Source organism: Sphingosinicella sp. (assembly GCF_052387495.1).
Lineage (GTDB): Bacteria > Pseudomonadota > Alphaproteobacteria > Sphingomonadales > Sphingomonadaceae > Allosphingosinicella.
This window is the reverse complement of sequence record NZ_JBQTJC010000118.1, coordinates 1-14,631: the sequence shown is the minus strand read 5'-3', so window position 1 is coordinate 14,631 and position 14,631 is coordinate 1. Positions and strand designations below refer to the sequence as shown.

General features: G+C 67.9%; 16 protein-coding genes and 1 pseudogene. 6 read left to right on the top strand and 11 right to left on the bottom strand.

What is annotated here, in order from left to right:
• On the bottom strand, nucleotides 1–520 hold a 520-nt coding region (locus tag ACT4N8_RS06655), incomplete at its 3' end, for a hypothetical protein (RefSeq protein ID WP_444857351.1).
• A gap of 72 nt (nucleotides 521–592) precedes the next feature.
• Here ACT4N8_RS06655 and topA point away from each other — a divergent pair.
• The 3 genes from topA (at nucleotide 593) to ACT4N8_RS06640 (ending at nucleotide 4,080) form a co-directional block, all read left to right on the top strand.
• Nucleotides 593–3,097, top strand: coding sequence for a type I DNA topoisomerase (gene topA / locus ACT4N8_RS06650; RefSeq protein WP_444857350.1), 2,505 nt, complete (start codon nucleotides 593–595; stop codon nucleotides 3,095–3,097).
• A gap of 2 nt (nucleotides 3,098–3,099) precedes the next feature.
• Nucleotides 3,100–3,573, top strand: a complete 474-nt coding sequence (locus ACT4N8_RS06645; protein WP_444857349.1) for an FKBP-type peptidyl-prolyl cis-trans isomerase — start codon at nucleotides 3,100–3,102, stop codon at nucleotides 3,571–3,573.
• A gap of 75 nt (nucleotides 3,574–3,648) precedes the next feature.
• Nucleotides 3,649–4,080 carry an SHOCT domain-containing protein gene (locus ACT4N8_RS06640; RefSeq protein ID WP_444857348.1) on the top strand — a complete coding sequence of 144 codons (432 nt, stop codon included), beginning with the start codon at nucleotides 3,649–3,651 and terminating at the stop codon, nucleotides 4,078–4,080.
• Here ACT4N8_RS06640 and ACT4N8_RS06635 read toward each other — a convergent pair.
• From ACT4N8_RS06635 to ACT4N8_RS06605, 7 genes and pseudogenes are all read right to left on the bottom strand, one after another.
• Nucleotides 4,023–4,835, bottom strand: a complete 813-nt coding sequence (locus ACT4N8_RS06635; protein ID WP_444857347.1) for a HesA/MoeB/ThiF family protein — start codon at nucleotides 4,833–4,835, stop codon at nucleotides 4,023–4,025. The two genes, ACT4N8_RS06640 and ACT4N8_RS06635, sit on opposite strands and share 58 nt — an antisense overlap.
• Nucleotides 4,832–5,242, bottom strand: coding sequence for a hypothetical protein (locus tag ACT4N8_RS06630; RefSeq protein ID WP_444857346.1), 411 nt, complete (start codon nucleotides 5,240–5,242; stop codon nucleotides 4,832–4,834). The genes ACT4N8_RS06635 and ACT4N8_RS06630 overlap by 4 nt, the downstream gene beginning before the upstream one ends.
• Nucleotides 5,239–5,676 (bottom strand): dUTP diphosphatase, encoded by a 438-nt coding sequence (gene dut, locus ACT4N8_RS06625; protein ID WP_444857345.1) that lies wholly within the window; start codon nucleotides 5,674–5,676, stop codon nucleotides 5,239–5,241. The genes ACT4N8_RS06630 and dut overlap by 4 nt, the downstream gene beginning before the upstream one ends.
• Nucleotides 5,673–6,101: a DoxX family protein gene (locus ACT4N8_RS06620; RefSeq protein WP_444857344.1), complete on the bottom strand. Its 429-nt coding sequence runs from the start codon at nucleotides 6,099–6,101 to the stop codon at nucleotides 5,673–5,675. Before ACT4N8_RS06620 ends, dut begins: the two co-directional genes overlap by 4 nt.
• Before the next feature lies 1 nt (nucleotide 6,102).
• Nucleotides 6,103–7,285 (bottom strand): annotated as a pseudogene (gene coaBC / locus ACT4N8_RS06615) (bifunctional phosphopantothenoylcysteine decarboxylase/phosphopantothenate--cysteine ligase CoaBC).
• A gap of 4 nt (nucleotides 7,286–7,289) precedes the next feature.
• Nucleotides 7,290–8,822 carry a 2-polyprenylphenol 6-hydroxylase gene (gene ubiB / locus ACT4N8_RS06610; protein WP_444857343.1) on the bottom strand — a complete coding sequence of 511 codons (1,533 nt, stop codon included), beginning with the start codon at nucleotides 8,820–8,822 and terminating at the stop codon, nucleotides 7,290–7,292.
• On the bottom strand, nucleotides 8,819–9,547 hold the full coding sequence (locus ACT4N8_RS06605; protein ID WP_444857342.1) for a class I SAM-dependent methyltransferase: 729 nt from the start codon (nucleotides 9,545–9,547) through the stop codon (nucleotides 8,819–8,821). The genes ubiB and ACT4N8_RS06605 overlap by 4 nt, the downstream gene beginning before the upstream one ends.
• Before the next feature lie 38 nt (nucleotides 9,548–9,585).
• Between ACT4N8_RS06605 and mutM the strand changes: the two genes are divergently transcribed.
• The 3 genes from mutM to dnaA all read left to right on the top strand — a co-directional run bounded on the left by mutM (nucleotide 9,586) and on the right by dnaA (nucleotide 12,585).
• The gene (mutM, locus tag ACT4N8_RS06600; RefSeq protein ID WP_444857341.1) at nucleotides 9,586–10,401 is read left to right on the top strand and encodes a bifunctional DNA-formamidopyrimidine glycosylase/DNA-(apurinic or apyrimidinic site) lyase; all 816 of its coding nucleotides are present in this window, start codon (nucleotides 9,586–9,588) and stop codon (nucleotides 10,399–10,401) included.
• A gap of 94 nt (nucleotides 10,402–10,495) precedes the next feature.
• A complete protein-coding gene (gene rpsT / locus ACT4N8_RS06595; protein WP_444857340.1) occupies nucleotides 10,496–10,759 on the top strand; it encodes a 30S ribosomal protein S20 in 264 nt (87 codons plus the stop codon).
• 422 nt (nucleotides 10,760–11,181) lie between these two features.
• Nucleotides 11,182–12,585: a chromosomal replication initiator protein DnaA gene (dnaA, locus tag ACT4N8_RS06590; protein ID WP_444857352.1), complete on the top strand. Its 1,404-nt coding sequence runs from the start codon at nucleotides 11,182–11,184 to the stop codon at nucleotides 12,583–12,585.
• Between the two features lie 10 nt (nucleotides 12,586–12,595).
• Here dnaA and ACT4N8_RS06585 read toward each other — a convergent pair whose 3' ends face one another.
• The 3 genes from ACT4N8_RS06585 to ACT4N8_RS06575 form a co-directional block, all read right to left on the bottom strand.
• Nucleotides 12,596–13,171, bottom strand: a complete 576-nt coding sequence (locus ACT4N8_RS06585) for an energy transducer TonB (protein WP_444857339.1) — start codon at nucleotides 13,169–13,171, stop codon at nucleotides 12,596–12,598.
• 104 nt (nucleotides 13,172–13,275) lie between these two features.
• Nucleotides 13,276–13,428: a hypothetical protein gene (locus ACT4N8_RS06580; protein ID WP_444857338.1), complete on the bottom strand. Its 153-nt coding sequence runs from the start codon at nucleotides 13,426–13,428 to the stop codon at nucleotides 13,276–13,278.
• Between the two features lie 68 nt (nucleotides 13,429–13,496).
• Nucleotides 13,497–14,631 (bottom strand): DUF885 domain-containing protein (locus ACT4N8_RS06575; RefSeq protein ID WP_444857337.1); only part of this gene is annotated, 1,135 nt, incomplete at its 5' end.

Genomic DNA, 14,631 nt, shown 5'->3' with positions numbered 1-14,631 from the left:
GCGCGGTGCACAAGGTCGCCGTGTCGAGATGGCGGCTCGCCCAGGCGATGTCGGCCGCGCTCGGCACGCGCCGGAAGGCGACTTGGGTGACGTGCAGGTCGCTTTGCCCGGCGATGGCGCGCAAGAGGAAGGTCTCGGGCAGACCCGTCGCGGGATTGCGCGGACAATCGACGCGGAAGGACAGCGCCGGCCGTCCCTCGACTTGGGACCGGGCGGGCGGGGCCGAGCGATAGCCGGGGCAGCCGTTGGCGAGGCCGCCCATGAAATGGCCGTACCATTCGTCGAGCGAGCCGCCCCGGGCGATCACTCCCGCGAAGCGCTGCGTCGTCGCCATCCGCGTCCAGCGCTGGACGGTCTCGCCCGCCGGGATGCGCTCGACGATCATCGAGCCCTCGCGCGCCAGCTGATGGCCGATGACGAGCCCGTCGAGCGGCCCTTGCTCCAGCCATTCGGCGGGCTGCGCCAGCGCGGGGGAGGCGGCGCACGCGGCGATCGCGATGACTATTCGACTGCCCCGCATATTACCCCCCTTGACGCTCTCATTGCCCGCCTACCACCCTATACGCGTACGCGTGAAGGATTCTCCCGCTTTATGAAGCTCGTCGTCGTCGAATCGCCCGCCAAGGCGAAAACCATCGAGAAGTATCTGGGCCCCGGCTACCGCGTGCTCGCCTCCTACGGCCATGTCCGCGATCTCCCGCCCAAGGACGGCTCGGTCGATCCCGATGCCGGCTTCGCGATGGAATGGGAGACCTATGCGGACAAGGCGAAGCAGCTGAAGGCGATCGCCGACGAGGCGAAGAATGCCGATTCGCTGATCCTCGCCACCGACCCCGATCGCGAGGGCGAGGCGATCAGCTGGCACGTCCAGGAGGTGCTGCGGAAGCGCAAGGCGCTGCCCGCCCATGTCGAGCGGGTCACCTTCAACGCGATCACCAGGTCCGCGGTGACCGAGGCGATGGGCCGGCCGCGCCAGCTCGACGAGGATCTGATCGACGCCTATCGCGCCCGTCGCGCGCTCGATTATCTGGTCGGCTTCACGCTCTCGCCGGTGCTCTGGCGCAAACTGCCCGGCGCCAAGTCGGCCGGCCGGGTCCAGTCGGTGGCGCTCCGTCTGATCGTCGATCGCGAGCGCGAGATCGAACTGTTCCGCGCGCAGGAATATTGGTCGGTTGCCGCGGTCATGGAGGCGGACGGCACCGAATTCCTCGCCCGCCTCGTCCGCTACAATGGCGAGAAGATCGACCGGCTGACGATCGGCGAGGAAGGCACCGCGCTGGCCGCGAAGCGGGCGGTCGAGGAGGGGCGCTTCACCGTCACCTCGGTCGAGACCAAGCCGCTCACCCGCAATCCGCCGCCGCCCTTCACCACCTCGACCCTGCAGCAGGAGGCAGCGCGCAAGCTCGGCTTCGCCGCCAGCATCACCATGCGGCTCGCCCAGAATCTCTACGAGGACGGCGCGATCACCTACATGCGCACTGACGGCGTCCAGATGGCGCCGGAGGCGATCAGCGCGGCGCGCAAGGCCGTCGCCGACCGCTACGACGCCGGCTACGTCCCCGATCGTCCACGCGTCTACGAAACCAAGGCCAAGAATGCGCAGGAAGCGCACGAGGCTATCCGGCCGACCGAATTCTCCCGCGAGCGCGCCGGCTCGGGCGATCATGCCCGGCTCTACGAGCTGATCTGGAAGCGCGCGCTGGCCAGCCAGATGGCCTCGGCCCGGCTCGAGCGGACCACCGCCGAGCTGAGCGACGGCACCGGGCGCCACGGTCTCCGCGCCACCGGCCAGGTCGTGCTCTTCCCCGGCTTTCTCGCGCTCTACGAGGAAGGCCGCGACGACGACCAGGACGAGGATTCGCGCCGCCTCCCGCGCCTTCGCGACGGCGACGTGCCCGCGAAGAAGCGGGTCGACGCCGAGCAGCATTTCACCCAGCCGCCGCCGCGTTATTCCGAGGCGAGCCTGGTCAAGAAGATGGAGGAGCTGGGCATCGGCCGCCCCTCCACCTACGCTTCGATCATCCAGACCCTGCGCGACCGCGACTATGTCCGCGTCGAGAAGAACCGCTTCATTCCCGAGGAGAGCGGGCGGCTCTTGACCGCCTTCCTCGAGCGCTTCTTCGAGCGCTACGTCTCCTACGATTTTACCGCCTATCTCGAGGAGGAGCTCGACGACATTTCGGGCGGGCGCCTCGGCTGGCAGGCGGTGCTCGCGGAGTTCTGGCGCGACTTCAAGCCGAAGACGGCCGAGGTGATGGAGCAGAAGCCGTCGGAGATCACCGCCGCGCTCGACGACTTTCTCGCGCCCTGGCTCTTCCCCGACAAGGGAGACGGGAGCGACCCGCGCCTCTGCCCCGCCTGCGGCGACGGTCGTTTAGGCCTTCGTGGAGGCCGCTTCGGCGCCTTCGTCGCCTGCTCCAACTATCCGGCCTGCAAAGATACCCGCCGCTTCGGCGCCGAGGGCGGCGAGGAGGATAGCGGGCCGGAGGTGCTCGGTCAGCATCCCGAAACGGGCGAGGATGTCGTCCGCAAGAGCGGCCGCTTCGGCCCCTATATCGAGACGGGGAGCGGCAAGGAGGCGAAGCGCTCGTCGATCCCGAAGGACGCGGGCGAGCTCGATTTCGAACTCGCGCTGCGGCTGCTCGCGCTGCCCCGTTCCATCGGCACCCATCCGGAGAGCGGCAAGGAAATCATCGCCAGCATCGGCCGCTACGGGCCGTATCTCGCCCATGACGGCAAATATGCGAAGCTCGCCTCGACCGCCGAGGTCTTCGAGGTCGGCATGAACGCGGCCGTCGCGAAGCTCGCCGATGCGGCCAAGGGCGGCGGCAGAGGCCGCGGCTCGCGCGAGCCGCTGAAAATGCTCGGCGCGCACCCGCGCACCGAGGCCGAGATCAAGCTGATGGAAGGGCGCTTCGGGCCCTATGTCACCGACGGCACGACCAACGCGACCCTGCCGAAGACGCTGGCGCCGGACCAGCTCACGCTCGAGGAAGCGGCGCAATTGATCGACGAGCGCGCCGCCAAGGGGCCGGCCAAGAAGGGGCGAGGCCGCAAGCCGCCGGCGCGCAAGAAAAATACGAAGGGGAAGAAGTGACGATGATGCTGAGCTTGATCGCCGCCGCCGCGCTCGCCGCGCAGGAGCCCACGCCCGCCGCTCCGGCGGCGAGCCCGAATGCCGACTGGCACTTCCAGTATCTCAACCGGCTCGATCCGGCCGAGGGCTGGCGGCGGACGCCGAGCGGGCTGCGCTACCGCAAGGTCAGCGGCACCGCCGCGGGGCCGCGGCCGAGCGCCACCGACACGGTGACGATCCACTATGTCGGCCGCTTCATCGACGGCAGCGAGTTTGATTCCTCGGTCGCCCGCAACGAGCCCGCGACCTTCCCGCTCCCCCGCCTGATCCGCGGCTGGCAGGAGGGCGTGCCGCTGATGGCCGTCGGCGATCGCTACGAATTCGCCATCCCCTACACGCTCGCTTACGGGTCGAACGGCCGCGGCCCGATCCCCGCCGGCGCCACCTTGCTCTTCACCATCGACCTGATCGCGATCGCCCCGCCCGGCGCCGAATAGGACCGCTCTTGGTTGACGGCCCGTTTACGCTGAATGGTCCGCTAATCTTTACAGGGGCGGAGCTAATCCGGCCGTATGCGTACGGGAAAGCTCGCCATCAGCCGCGGCCATCAACTGGCCGAGCCGGCCGACGTGCGGCCCGCTCAGCTCGCGATCGTCCCCTCGGCTCCGCCGCCGACGTCCGAGACCAATCGCGAAGCGGAGGCTCCGGCGGGGCTACCGGTGAACGAGCGGCTCGACGCGCTCGAGCGGCTCGTCCGGCTGGCGGAGCAGGGCGCCTTCACCGCCGAGGAATTCGCCGCCGAGAAAGCGCTGATCCTCGGCCGCGCTCCGGCCTCCCCCGAACTGCCCGTCGCTCCGGCGCGCGGGCCGTCGCTGCTCGGCCGCCTGCTCAACTGGAAGCTGATCCCCGTCGGCCTCGCCGCCGGAATCGGCCTGTCCTGGTTCGCTCAGTCCGCCGAGACCGCGCGTTTCTTCGCCGAGGCGCTGAGGCTGTTCGGCGCCTGAGCCGCGCCGCAGCCGCGGCAGGCGGGGTCCTTGGCGATCCGGATCGTTCGCATCGACGGCCCCAGCCCGCTGAAGATGTGTAGTCGTCCCGCCTGAGTCTCGCCGAAGCCGACGATCTCCCTGACCGCCTCCATCGCCGCCCAGCTCCCCGCGATCCCCGCCATCGCGCCGAGCACGCCCAGCTCCGCGCAGCTATCGCAATCGTCCGCGTCGAAGGCGTCGCCGACGAAGCAGCGGTAGCAGGGCCTGTCCGCCTCCCAGCCGCGAAACGTTCCGATCTGCGCCTGGAACTGGCCGATCGCCGCCGAGACGAGGGGCAAGCGGGCGCGGGTGCAATGGTCGGAAACCGTCAGCCGGGTCATGAAATTGTCGCTGCCGTCGAGGACGAGATCGACCGCGCCGAGCAGGTCCGCGACATTGTCCGCGTCCAGCCGCGCCTTGACCGGCTGAAACCTCACGTCCGGGTTGAGCGCGGCCACCCGTTCGCCCGCCACCTCGACCTTGTCGCGGCCGATGTCGTCGGTGCCGAACAGGACCTGGCGCTGAAGGTTGTCGAGGCTGACCTGATCGTCGTCGATCAGCCGGATCCGGCCCACCCCGGCGGCGGCGAGATATTGTAGCGCGGGCGCGCCGATTCCGCCGGCGCCGACCAAGGCGACCGCGGCGCGAAGCAGCTTACGCTGCCCCGCGCCGCCGATTTCCTTGAGGACGATATGCCGCGCGTAGCGGTCGAGCTGCGCGTCGCTCAGGCTCACGACAGGTTGAAGTTGATCCGGTTCGCGTAATAGGCCGGCTCGGCGGGCGGAGTCACCCGGACGTAGCCCTCCCGGACGATGTCCGCCGCGATCCGGCCGACCATCAGCTCGAGCGGCCGGCAGCCGACGTCCTCGACGACGATGCGCGTGGCGTTGCCCCGGGAATCGAGCATCACGGCATAATTGACGTCGATGCTGAAGCGGCGCGGGCGCTGGCCTTCGAAGCTGCACTCCCCGTTCTGCATCATCCGCTGCACGCGGGTGACCATCGCGCCGTTCGGCACGGCGAGATTCTCGGTCACGAGGCGGGGATAATTGTTCCAGTTCGCCTCGCCGACGTCGATCTGGTTTGGAATGGTCTGAACGAGGAGGAAGGCCGCAGCCAGGGTCGCGATCATCGTCGTCACCGTCCTGTCGATCCGAAGCCGCCCGCGCCCCGGGCGGTGGGGTCCAGCGAATCTACCACATTGAAGCCGGCCCGCAATACGCGTTGGGGGACAAGCTGGGCGATACGCTCACCGCGAACAACCTCGAACGGCTCGCTGCCGAGGTTGGCGAGGATCACCTTCACCTCGCCGCGATAGTCGGCGTCGATCGTGCCGGGCGTGTTGAGGCAGGTGACACCGTGCTTCAGCGCGAGCCCCGAGCGCGGCCGCACCTGGACCTCGTAACCTTCCGGAATCGCCAGCGCGAAGCCGGTCGCCACCGCCTGGCGTTCGCCCGGCGCCAGCGTCAGGCTCTCGGCGGAGACGACGTCCATTCCGGCGGCATCGGTGCTGGCATAAGCGGGTAGCGGCAGGCCCTCGCCGTGCGGCAGGCGCTTTAGCGCGATCTCGATCATGCGTTCCTTTTGGGCTCGAACCTTGTATCGAGCGCGTAGCGCCCGCCGCCCAGCGTCGCAAACAGGATTCCGAGGAAGACGAGGATCAAAGCCGGCCACCAGCCCGGGAAATCCTGCGGCCAGTGCACCATCCAGACCGCGACGATGAAGACGAAGGTCGTCACGATCCCGGCCCAGCGCGTGAGCAGGCCGAGGATGAACGCGATGCCGCAGAGAAATTGCGCCCAGACGCAGAGCGGCGCCATTAGCTCCGGCAGCGGAAAATGGAACTGCCCGAGAAAGCCGACGAATTCCTCCATCCGCGCGGCGCTGAAGATATTGTCGTGGCTCTGCCAGACGAGGAAGGCCCCGGTCACCCAGCGCAGCGGCAGCAAGCCCAGATCGCCGGCTTTCGCCAGCGGCGTCAGAAACAGCCAGTTGCGCATTTCACCCCTCCAGTGCGGCGGCGATTCGGTCCGCGAGCCTGTGGGCGATCTCGGTCTTGGGGGCGGCTTCCCAATCCTCGACGCCGTCGGCGGTGACGAGATGGACGCGATTGTCGCTCCCGCCCATCACATCTCCCGAGACGTCGTTCGCCACGATCCAGTCGGCCCCCTTGCGCACGCGCTTCGCCTTCGCGTTCCCGACGACATTGTCGGTTTCCGCCGCGAAGCCGATCAGCAGTGCCGGGCGGCGCGGCGACAAAGCGAGTTCGGCGAGGATATCCGGATTTTCGACGAGCGACAGAGTTGGCGGGCCGCCGCCGTCTTTCTTGATCTTGAAGGCGCCCGGATCGACTCGCCAGTCGGCGACGGCGGCGACAAGGACCGCGGCCTCGGCCGGCAGCGCTTTCTCGACGGCTTCGGCCATCTCGCGCGCGGTTTCGACGTCCACCCGGTCGACGCCCGCCGGGGTTGCGAGCTGCACCGGCCCCGAGATGAGGGTCACCCGTGCGCCGAGCGCGGCGAGCGCCCCGGCGATCGCGAAGCCCTGCCTGCCGGAAGAGCGGTTGGCGAGATAGCGGACCGGGTCGATCGGCTCATGCGTCGGCCCCGCCGTGACGAGGACATGTCGGCCGACGAGCATCCTAGCCGCCGAGCCTTTCCCTGATCGCCGCCAGGATCGCCTCGGGCTCGGGCAGCCGCCCCGGCCCATATTCGCCGCACGCCATCTCGCCCTCGTCGGGATCGACGATCGCGATGCCGTCCTCGCGCAACCGCGCGACGTTGCGCCGCGTCGCGGGATGCTCCCACATCCGCACGTTCATCGCCGGGCAGGCGAGCACCGGCTTGTCCGTCGCGAGCAGCAGGGTGGTGGCAAGATCGTCGGCGATCCCCGCCGCCATCTTGGCGAGCAGATCCGCCGTCGCCGGTGCGACGACGACAAGGTCAGCCTCGCGCGACAATTGGATATGCCCCATCTCGACCTCGTCCTTGAGATCCCAGAGGATGGTATGCACCGGCTGCTCCGAGAGCGCGGCGAGCGTCATCGGCGTCACGAACTGCGCGCCGCCATCGGTGAGCACGCAGCGCACGCTCATCCCCGCCTTGCGGATCAGCCGAATCAGCTCGCACGCCTTGTAGGCCGCGATGCCGCCCCCGACGATCAACAGGATGCGTTTGCCGTCCATCGCCCTAAACTAGGTAATAGACGACCGCCGCGCCAGCCGCCGCTGCCAGTGCCGCAGTCAGTGCATAACGGAACCAGCCGAGCGGGCGGATGACGAGGACTTCGGGCAGCGGCGGTGCCGGCGGGGCGGCGCCGGGCGGCGGATAATAATGGTCGATGCGTCGGATGATGTCGGGAAGCCGGCGGAGCAGACGGACCCCTCGGATGATCTCGTCGGCAAGCCGCGCCTCAGGCCCGAGCTCGCTGCGCGCCCATTCGGTGAGGAAGGGCTCGGCCGTCTCCCACATGTTGATGTCGGGATCGAGCGCGGTGGCGACGCCTTCCTCCATCACCATCGTCTTCTGCAGCAGCAGCAGATGCGGCTGGGTCTGCATGTCGAAATCGCGGGTGATCTTGAACAGCCCGTCGAGCATGTGCCCGATCGAGACCTCCTTGGCGGGCAGGCCGCGCATCGGCTCGCCGACCGCGCGCAGCGCTGTCGCGAACTCGTCGATATTGTGATGCGGCGGCACATATTGCGCCTCGAAATGGATTTCGGCGACGCGCCGGTAATTCCCGGTCAGGAGCCCGTAGAGGATCTCGGCGAGCCAGACCCGCGCCTGCCGGTTGATCCGCCCCATGATCCCGAAATCGATCGCCGCCAGCCGCCCGTCGGGGAGCGCGAAGAGATTGCCCTGGTGAAGATCGGCATGGAAGAAGCCGTCGACCACCGCCTGGCGCAGGAAGGTGCGCACCAGCGTCGCGGCGAGCGCCTTGAGGTCGTGGCCCGCGGCGATCAGGCCCTCGCGATCGGTGAGCTTGATGCCCTCGATCCATTCCAGGGTCAGCACGCGGCGGGAGGTCCGGCTCCAGTCGATCTCGGGAACGAAGAAGCCGGTCTCGGCGACCAGATTGGCGCGCAGCTCGGAGGCCGAGGCCGCCTCCTGGCGCAGGTCGAGCTCGCGCTGGGTCCATTGCCGAAAGGTGGCGACGACGAGCCGGGGCCGCAGCCGCGCCGCCTCGCCGCCCATCGCCTCGACCTGCGCCGCCGCCCATTCGTAGGTCTCGATCGCGGCCGCGAAATCCTCCTCGATCCTGGGGCGGAGCACCTTGATCGCGACTTGCCGGCCCTCGGTCGTGACCGCGCGGTGGACCTGCGCGATCGAGGCGGCGCCGACCGGTTCGGGGTCGATCTCGGCGAAGGCCTGCTCGATCGGCCGCCCGAGCCCCTGCTCGATCGCGGCGCGGATCTTCTCGAACGGGGCGGGGGGCAAGCGGTCCTGCAGCAAGGCGAGGTCGCGCGCCGCTTCCTCGCCGACCAGATCGGGCCGTGTCGCCAGCGCCTGGCCGAATTTGATCGCGGCCGGGCCGATGTCCTGGAAGGCCTCGGCATAGGTCGGCACGGCGGGCACCCGCGCGCCGAAGCGGGCGAGGCGGCAAAGGCGGCGGACCGGAGGCGGCGTGTTGGGATCGCGCTCGATGCCGCGCAAGGCGCCGTGCCGCGCCAGCACCCGGCCCCATTTCAGCAGCCGCCAAACATGGACGACCGAGGCGGTCAAACTTTCCAGCCGCTATGAATGGCCACAAGGCCGCCCAGGATCGGCTCGGCCTTTGCATTGGCAAAGTCCGCTTGCTCGATCATCGCCTTGAAGGTCGGCATGTCGGGAAATCGCTCGATCGATTCGATCAGGTAGCGATAGCTGTCAGCGTCATTCGCCACCGCCTTGCCGATGTGCGGCACGACATGGCGCGAATAGGTCTCGTAGAGCGTCGCGAAGCCCGGCCACCGCGTCCGGGAGAATTCCAGGCAGAAAAACCGGCCGCCTGTCCTGAGCACCCGATAGGCCTCGGCGAGCGCGGCCGGCATGTCGGTCACGTTCCTGATGCCGAAGGCGATCGTGTAGGCGTCGAAGCTCTTGTCCGCGAAGCTCAGCGTCTCGGCATTTTCCTCGGCCCAGGCGAGGCCTTCGATTCCCCGCGCCTTCGCCCGCTCGATGCCGACGGCGAGCATGTCCGGATTGATGTCGGCGACAGTCACGGCGGCGCCATGCCGCGCTAGCCGGAAAGCGACGTCGCCGGTGCCGCCGGCCATGTCGAGGATCGCCTCGCCTAAGCGAGGCCGCACGCGGCGCACGAGCAGGTCCTTCCAAAGCCGGTGCTGTCCGCCCGACATCAGGTCGTTCATCAGATCGTAGCGCGACGCGACCGACGAGAAGACGCCGCGCACGCGGCGCGTCTTCTCCCGAGGCTCGACATCCTCGTGGCCGAATGAGACCTTGTTCATCGCGGCGGGCTCTAGCAGGGGAGGGGGCATGGTGAAACATGCCTGAGCTTCCCGAGGTCGAAACCACCGTGCGGGGGCTGACGCCCGTACTGAAAGGGCACCGGATCGGGTCGATCGAGCTGAGGCGCGGCGACCTGCGCCGGCCGTTCCCGCCGGACCTCCGCCAGCGCCTGACCGGCGCGCGTGTCACCGCGCTCGGCCGGCGCGCCAAATACGGGCTTATCGAAACCGACCGCGGCGACACGCTCGTCTTTCACCTCGGCATGTCGGGACATTGGCGCGTCGATCCCGAGGAGATCGGCAAGCACGACCATGTCGTGATCCGCACCGACGTGGGGCGGCGACTCGCGCTTAACGATCATCGCCGCTTCGGCTCGCTTGACCTCGTGCGGACCGAGGCGCTGGGCGATTACGCTCCGTTCGCGGTGATGGGCCCCGAGCCACTCGGCGAAGACTTCGACGGCGCCTATCTGCATCGCGCCCTTGCGAGCCGATCCGCACCGGTCAAGGCGCTGCTGCTCGACCAGCGGATCGTGGCGGGGCTCGGCAACATCTACGTTTGCGACGCGCTCAACCTCGCCGGGATCGCGCCCGGCCGCACGGCCGGCCGGATCTCGCGCCCGCGACTCGACCGGCTGGCCGAGTCGGTGAAGACGGTGCTGCGCGCGGCGATCGCCGCCGGGGGCTCGTCGCTGCGGGATTACGTCCAGCCCAATGGCGAGCTCGGCTACTTTTCGAGCGACTGGCGGGTCTACGGCCGCGAGGGCAAAGCCTGCCCCGCCTGCGGCGCCGCGATTCGTCGGCGAGTCGATTCGGGCCGCTCCACCTTCCACTGTCAGGCCTGCCAGCGCTGAAGCATTACCGGCGCCCCCGCCCCGCGTAGAGGGCGGCGCTTGAGCGGGTGCGGTCGAGCCGCGCCCTTTTCATTTATCGTTACGAGGCAAGAAGATGGCGAATACGCCGCAAGCAAAGAAACGCATCCGCCGCAATGCGCGCCGGACCGAGATCAACGGCGCGCGGGTCAGCCGCATCCGCACCTACGTCAAGCAGGCCGAGTCGGCGCTCGCCGCCGGCGACAAGGACCAGGCGAAGGCCGCCCTGCAGCGCGTGCAGCCGGAGTTGGCCCGGGGCGTGGCCAAGGGCGTGCTCCACAAGAATATGGCGGCGCGCAAGCTGTCCCGCCTGACGCGGCGTCTGATCGCGCTCGGCTAAGCGGTTGAAAGCTTGGGATTGACGCCCGCCGGTGCTGCGCCGGCGGGCTTTTTTATGCCCGAAGCGCGTCCCTTCCAAAACCTAGGACTTCCGCCGATTCGCGCCGACGCGTTCCGGCCATTTTCCGCTAAGTATATGAAATATAGTGGCTAATATTTGAGAATGGCGGACTTCCGCCGTTTTCCAACTGTCAACCCAGATTATTTTTCTGTGACGCTTTCTTTACCCTTGATCGTGCGCCGTTCCCGTTTCTAAAACAGCCTTTCCGGTTGGTCGAATCCGACCGGACGCAAACTGCAAAGTCTTGTCGAGTCGCGGCACGCCGGGGGTGATTCGCTGCACGAGGATTTGCGCCTGAAGAACAGCGCCGTCCGAAGAGGCGGCGAGGGAGAAGATCAAAAGGGGGTGCTCGCGTGATCCAGATGCCGGCGAGGAATGCGGTGCCGAGTTCAACTGACCAAACAGACCCGATCGGAGCGGCGTGGGATTCGATTCGTGCGGGGCTTCGGCGCGATTGCGGAGCGCGCACCTTCGACGGCTGGCTGCGGCCGATCGCGCTCGGCGGCTTCGATGCCGAGACCGGTTCGTTGCGGCTCGAGCTGCCCTCCCAGTTCATGGCCGACTGGGTCCAGACCCATTTTTCCGAGCGGCTCGCGCTCGCCTGGCGCGCACGCCTGCCCGACGTCCGGCAAATCCGGATCGGTGTCGGCCCGGCCGCGCCGAAGACCGCGGCGGCGGTCGAAATTCCCGCGCCGGCCGCGCCGAAGCAGCCGGCCGAAGGCGAGGATGACGAGTCGATCCCGGCCGTGGCGCTCGAACCTCGCTACCGGTTCGAGAACTTCGTCGTCGGCAAGGCGAACGAGGTTGCGTTCAACGCCGCGCGCACGCTGGCGATCGCCGACAAGGTCGCCTTCAACCCGCTCTTCATCCATGGTGGCACCGGTCGGGGCAAGACCCACCTCCTCCACGCGATCGGCCACGAATTCCATCGCCTGCGGCCGCGCGCCAAGATCATCTACATGTCGGCCGAGAAGTTCATGGTCGAGTTCGTCGCGGCGCTGCGCGCCAACGAGACGATCCGGTTCAAGCAGCAGTTGCGCTCCGCCGACCTGCTGATGATCGACGACGTCCAGTTCATCGCCGGCAAGGAATCGACCCAGGAAGAATTCTTCCACACGATGAACGAGATCATCTCGGCCGGGCGCCGCCTCGCGATCAGCTCGGACCGGGCGCCGCAGGATCTGGACGGGATCGAGCCCCGCATCCTCTCGCGCCTCTCCTGGGGCCTGGTCGCCGACATCAACGCCGCCGACCTCGAGCTTCGCCTCTCGATCATCCAGAAGAAGCTCGAGCAGCTTCCGGACGTCAGCGTGCCCGAGGACGTCGTGATGTTCCTCGCCAAACGGATCAGCTCGAACGTGCGCGAGCTGGAGGGCGCGCTCAATCGCATCGCCGCTTATGCCGCGATGCAGAACCGGACGATCGACCTCGAATTCGTCGGCGAGGTGCTCGCCAACATCCTGCGCGCCAACCAGCGGCGCATCTCGATCGACGAGATCCAGACCCGCGTCTCCGATCACTACCGGATCCGCAAGGCGGAGATGACCAGCGCCCGGCGCGCCCGCGAGGTCGCCCGGCCGCGCCAGGTCGCGATGTATCTCTCGAAGCAACTGACCCCGCGCTCGCTGCCCGAGATCGGCCGCCGCTTCGGCGGCCGCGACCACACCACCGTGATCCACGCCGTCCGCCAGATCGAGAAGCTGCGCGCGCAGGATCCCGAGCTCGATTCCGACATCCGCCTGCTGACCCGCCAGCTGGAAAGCTAGGCGCGGCCAGTCAGTAAGCCACGATAGGTGGCACCGGCTCGATTATTCCGGTTCCGAGAGGGCGATTGATGGTTAGGCGATGCCATGCCGCCGTCGGATGCCCAGCTCGCTGTGCCGCCTCAAATTGAAGGATCATGGCACCGCGCGCGACGCGGCTATCGACATCCGCCTCGCCGCTGCTTTCGAGCATCCTCACGTGCGAGACGCTCCCATCGGCCTCGATGCGGATGCATAGCTCGGGATTTGGGCCGACCGGCTCGATCCAAGAAAAAGGGGCCTGTGGGCCAGACAGAGCAAACCGTGCCTGAGCTTCGCGATCCAGAGTCGTTTGCCAGGGGCAATACGGCCCCGCAATACGCGGGCCGTAATCGAAAGCCGAGGTGTGCAGTGCGTACCCGGCAATGAGAATCCGGGGGATAGGAAGCATAAATAATTGGGGATGGCTGGCGCGTGTCCTGCAGCTGCCTCCTCCGGCTCCGACGCCACTCTTGCCGTAGGTCGTATTGCCGGCTGGCATCGGATAAAAAGCGAGCATCGCGGTTGCCGCGTGCACCGCGAAGGAGGAAAACAGCGCCGCCCAGTTCATTCCGTAACAACATATCATCTAGAGCGCAGCTGCAAATGCCTGAGCGCGTGAGCGACCATGAGAAAAGGGAGAGCGGCGCCGCTCTCCCTTTCCTTTGTCCGGCGTCATCGCGCCTGCTGGAGCCGTTCGACGAGCCTGGTCAGCTCGTCCGGCGGGCGCTCCGGAGGGCCGAATGCACGTCGGAACGCCGCTTCAATCCACGCCGTCGCGCCGGGCGCGGCGGCAATCACGAAACGCCGGGGATGCACGGTCGACATGACCACTCTCCTCGGCTGCTTTGCCGACCCAACGAAAAGATGCGCGATTCGTTGCCGCGCGGCCAGCGTCAGGCCTGGGCCGCGACCCAATCCTCGATCACGCGCTCCAGCACCGCGAGCGGCATCCCGCCGGCGGCGAGCGCCGTGTCGTGGAAGCCCTTGATATCGAAGCGGTCGCCGAGCTGCTGCCGCGCGCTCTCGCGCAGCGCGCTCCAGCGGGTCTGGCCGACCTTGTAGCTGGTCGCCTGGCCCGGCCAGACGCAATAGCGCTCGACCTCGGTCGCTACCGAGCTTTCCGGATCGCCGAGCGATTCGACCATATATTGGATGCCCCGCTCGCGGCTCCAGCGCATGTGATGAAGGCCGGTATCGACGACCAGCCGCGCGGCGCGGAACATGAAGGACTGGAGATAGCCGAGCCGCCCGAACGGGACGTCCTCATAGACGCCCATCTCGTCGGCGAGTTGCTCGGCATAAAGACCCCAGCCTTCCGAATAGGCCGAGAAGCCGAGCAGGCGGCGCAGCATTGGAATCCCTTCCGCCTCCAGCGCCAGCGCGATCTGGTGGTGATGGCCGGGCACCGCCTCGTGATAGGTGAGCGTCGGCAAAGTCCATTTCGGCCATTCGGCGGTGTCGCGCAGGTTGATGTAATAGGCGCCGGGGCGAGAGCCATCGAGCGCGGGCTGCTGGTAATAGCCGCCCGGCGCGCCGGCCTCGATCGTCTCGGGCACACGTCGAATCTCGCATTCCGCGCGCGGCAGCCGGCCGAAATATCGAGGCGTCAGCCGCCGGATTTCCGTCATCTGCGTGGTGAGGTCGGCGAGCAGCTGGGCCTTGCCCGCGTCGGTGTTCGGATAGAGTTGCGCCGGATCGCTGCCCAGCGCGCGCAGCCGCTCGGCGACCGTGCCCCGGGTCATGCCCTGGGTTTGCAGAATCTCCTCGGCGCGGGCGGTGAGCTCGGCCATCTGGTCGAGGCCGAGCCGGTGGATTTCCTCCGCGCTCATGTTCGTGGTGGTCGCGTAGCGCAGCCCGTAGGCATAATAATCCGGCCCCTCGGGCAGCCGCCAAACGCCGCCGTCATGGACCGCATTGGCGCGCTGGCCGCGAATCACTTCCGCCTGGCGATTCAGCGCCGGATATATTTCACCGCCGACGATCCGCTCCGCCCGCGCCGCCCAGTCGCCCGCGACATTGGCGGCGCCC

Coding starts and splice junctions, on each gene's coding strand:
- ACT4N8_RS06620 (WP_444857344.1), bottom strand. CDS start 6,101: ATGCGCAACTGGCTGTTTCTGACGCCGCTGGCGAAAGCCGGCGATCTG.
- dnaA (WP_444857352.1), top strand. CDS start 11,182: ATGCCGGCGAGGAATGCGGTGCCGAGTTCAACTGACCAAACAGACCCG.
- ACT4N8_RS06605 (WP_444857342.1), bottom strand. CDS start 9,547: ATGAACAAGGTCTCATTCGGCCACGAGGATGTCGAGCCTCGGGAGAAG.
- dut (WP_444857345.1), bottom strand. CDS start 5,676: ATGATCGAGATCGCGCTAAAGCGCCTGCCGCACGGCGAGGGCCTGCCG.
- ACT4N8_RS06585 (WP_444857339.1), bottom strand. CDS start 13,171: ATGAACTGGGCGGCGCTGTTTTCCTCCTTCGCGGTGCACGCGGCAACC.
- ACT4N8_RS06640 (WP_444857348.1), top strand. CDS start 3,649: ATGCGTACGGGAAAGCTCGCCATCAGCCGCGGCCATCAACTGGCCGAG.
- mutM (WP_444857341.1), top strand. CDS start 9,586: ATGCCTGAGCTTCCCGAGGTCGAAACCACCGTGCGGGGGCTGACGCCC.
- ACT4N8_RS06645 (WP_444857349.1), top strand. CDS start 3,100: ATGATGCTGAGCTTGATCGCCGCCGCCGCGCTCGCCGCGCAGGAGCCC.
- topA (WP_444857350.1), top strand. CDS start 593: ATGAAGCTCGTCGTCGTCGAATCGCCCGCCAAGGCGAAAACCATCGAG.
- ACT4N8_RS06580 (WP_444857338.1), bottom strand. CDS start 13,428: ATGTCGACCGTGCATCCCCGGCGTTTCGTGATTGCCGCCGCGCCCGGC.
- rpsT (WP_444857340.1), top strand. CDS start 10,496: ATGGCGAATACGCCGCAAGCAAAGAAACGCATCCGCCGCAATGCGCGC.